We start from the raw sequence: 2,582 nt of genomic DNA, 5'->3' as shown, positions 1-2,582 counted from the left end.
AATATTTCCTTCGTCGCCTGGTTCTGTTGTTTATAAGACACTGGTGCTGGCGTGGGGGGTTAAACACCGGGGCCCCGGCCGGCTGGGGGCGGGCCGGGACCGAGGTGGCGGTTCAGGCGGTACCGACCGTCAGTGGCTCGGGTTGATGTCCGCCGGAAGCGCTGCGATGAAGGGGTGGTCGCGCTCGATCAGGCCGAGCTTGGAAGCACCACCGGGCGAACCGAGCTCGTCGAAGAACTCGACGTTCGCCTTGTAGTAGTCCTTCCACTCCTCCGGAGTGTCGTCCTCGTAGAAGATGGCCTCGACCGGGCATACCGGCTCACACGCACCACAGTCGACGCACTCGTCCGGGTGGATGTACAAGGACCGCTGGCCCTCGTAGATGCAGTCGACGGGGCACTCTTCGATGCACGCCTTGTCCTTGACGTCGACACAAGGCTCCGCGATGACGTAGGTCACGCTCTCGTTCCTCCTCATAAGGGCTGTCCATATCGCGCGGGAGCGCGGCGTCGTCGATGCCCGCCTCTAGTATCTCCGTTCCCGGGCACGATCCGAACAGGAGGGGCGGACAGAGCTGTGGAAATCACTGCCGGTGGACGGCTGGAGATCCGGATTACACCCGCTGACGTGGGTAAACGAGTCTCTGTACGACGGGTGGAGGGCGGGTCCGGCGGGGCCTTCGCGTTCACGGACACGGTAGGGGTTCTCACATCCTGGAACAGGGGTGTGCTGACGATCACACGAAAGACCGGCGAGTCCGTCCGCATCCCGGAATCCGCGCTGGTCGCGGGCAAGGTCGTACCGGCCGCGCCGGCCCGGCGCAGGGGTCCCGCGGCCTCCTTCGAGGAGCTCTCGCGGACCGCCGCGCGGTCCTGGGTGCCGCTGGAGAGCGAGCCGCTGGGCGAGTGGACGCTGCGCGCGTCCGCGGGCTTCACCCGGCGGGCCAACTCCGTACTGGCGCTCGGCGACCCGGGGGCCCCGCTGGACGATGCACTCGCGCGAGTGACCTCCTGGTACGCGGAAAGAGGACTTCCGGCCTACGTCCAGGCCGCGACGGGGGCCGCGGGCACCCAGGAACTGCTCTGCGCCGGGCTGGAGGACCGGGGCTGGGTCCGCGAGGTCTCCGCCGAGGTGTGGACGGGCGGGCTGGCGGTGCTGGCCGACGTGGACGACGCGGCGCTCCCCGCCGTCGGGGACGTCACTCTGAACCGCGCCCCGGACGAGGAGTGGCTCGGCCGCTACGGGCGGGTCAGCGACCCCGAGGCCGCCCGCCGGGTGCTCACGGCGGGGCCCTCGGTGTGGTTCGCGCTGCTGCCCGGACGGGCGATCGGGCGGGTCGTCGTGGACGGCCGCTGGGCCGGCTTCGCGGCCGTCGAGGTCGCTCCGGAACACCGGCGCCAGGGTCTGGCGACGGCCGTGATGGCGGTGCTGGCGCGGCGCGCCCTGGAGGAGGGCGCCTCGGCGGCGTGGCTCCAGGTGGAGACCGAGAACACCGGGGCGCGGGCGCTGTACGACGGGATGGGCTTCTCGGCGCACCACAGCTACCACCACTACCGCGGGGCGGCGGCGTGACCTCGCCCGGCCGCGAGCGGTTCGCCGCGGAGGCCCGGGCCGAGCGCCCCGACCTGGCCGTACTGTGCCTGCTGCTCGCCGCGGAGGGGGACCCGGAGCTCGACGAACGGGTCATGGACTGGGCGCAGATAGAGCTGGACCGGCTGGCGGGGATGCTCCCGTACGGGCTGCGGGACGCTCGCGCGTGGGCCTCGGCGGTGACCGAACTGCTGGGCGGGCGGCTGGGGTTCCACGGGACCCCGGCCGACTACGACCGGCTCTCTTCCTCGCTCCTGCACGAGGTGCTGCGGCGGCGCCGGGGGCTGCCGATCCTGCTGTCCGTGGTCTGGCTGGAGGTGGCCCGGCGGGCCGGGGCCCCGGTGTACGGGCTGGCCCTGCCGGGGCACTTCGTGGTGGGCTTCGGGGATCCGGAGGAGGGTGTGGTCGTCGACCCCTTCGCGGGCGGTGCCTCGCTGGGCGCGGGTCCGGCGGAGCTGGCGGCCGGGCCGCGGACCGCCGCGCGGACGCTGGACATCGTGCTGCGCGTCCTGAACAACATCCGGGCGTGGGCCTCGGCGCGGCCCGAGCACTCGGGGGTGGCGCTGTGGGCGCTGGACCTGGCGCTGCTCCTGCCGTCGCATCCGGCGGCGTTGCGGTACGAGCGGGCGAAGCTGCTCGTGGAGCGGGGGGAGTTCGCGGCGGGCGCGTCCGAGCTGGAGTCGTACGCGCTCGTCGTCGACGTGATCGACCCGCCGGCGGCGGCCCGCATCCGCGCGGAAGCCACCTCGGCCCGAGCCCTCCTCAACTAGCCCGCCTGCAGCTGCCGGCGCCGGGCCGGGCCGGGCCGGGCCGCCTGAGGTTGCCGGTGCCCGGCCGAGCCGCCTGAGTGTTGCCCCCGCCCGGGCCGGTCCGCCGCGGGTTGCCGCTGCGCGGGGCGGAGTCCCCTACCCGCCCTTCCACCGTTCCCAGGGCTCCGCCCTGACCCGACGGGCACGGCTCCGCCCGAGCCCCTGGGGCTCCGCCCCAGACTC

3 protein-coding genes are annotated in these 2,582 nt (G+C 73.2%); 2 read left to right on the top strand and 1 reads right to left on the bottom strand.

Annotated features, from left to right (window positions below; all coding sequences use genetic code 11):
* Positions 1-129 precede the first annotated feature (129 nt).
* Complete coding sequence (gene fdxA, locus ACWGDE_RS38075; RefSeq protein ID WP_030868357.1) at positions 130-459, bottom strand: ferredoxin; 330 nt, start codon at positions 457-459, stop codon at positions 130-132.
* Positions 460-576: 117 nt separating this feature from the next.
* Between fdxA and ACWGDE_RS38070 the strand changes: the two genes are divergently transcribed.
* Positions 577-1,572 (top strand): GNAT family N-acetyltransferase, encoded by a 996-nt coding sequence (locus tag ACWGDE_RS38070; protein WP_453393662.1) that lies wholly within the window; start codon positions 577-579, stop codon positions 1,570-1,572.
* Positions 1,569-2,360, top strand: a complete 792-nt coding sequence (locus ACWGDE_RS38065; protein WP_453393661.1) for a transglutaminase family protein — start codon at positions 1,569-1,571, stop codon at positions 2,358-2,360. The genes ACWGDE_RS38070 and ACWGDE_RS38065 overlap by 4 nt, the downstream gene beginning before the upstream one ends.
* The last annotated feature ends 222 nt before the right edge of the window (positions 2,361-2,582 follow it).

It is taken from the genome of Streptomyces sp. NPDC054956, assembly GCF_053609185.1.
Note: the sequence above shows the minus strand (reverse complement) of the source record. Positions and strands in the feature narration are given on the sequence as shown.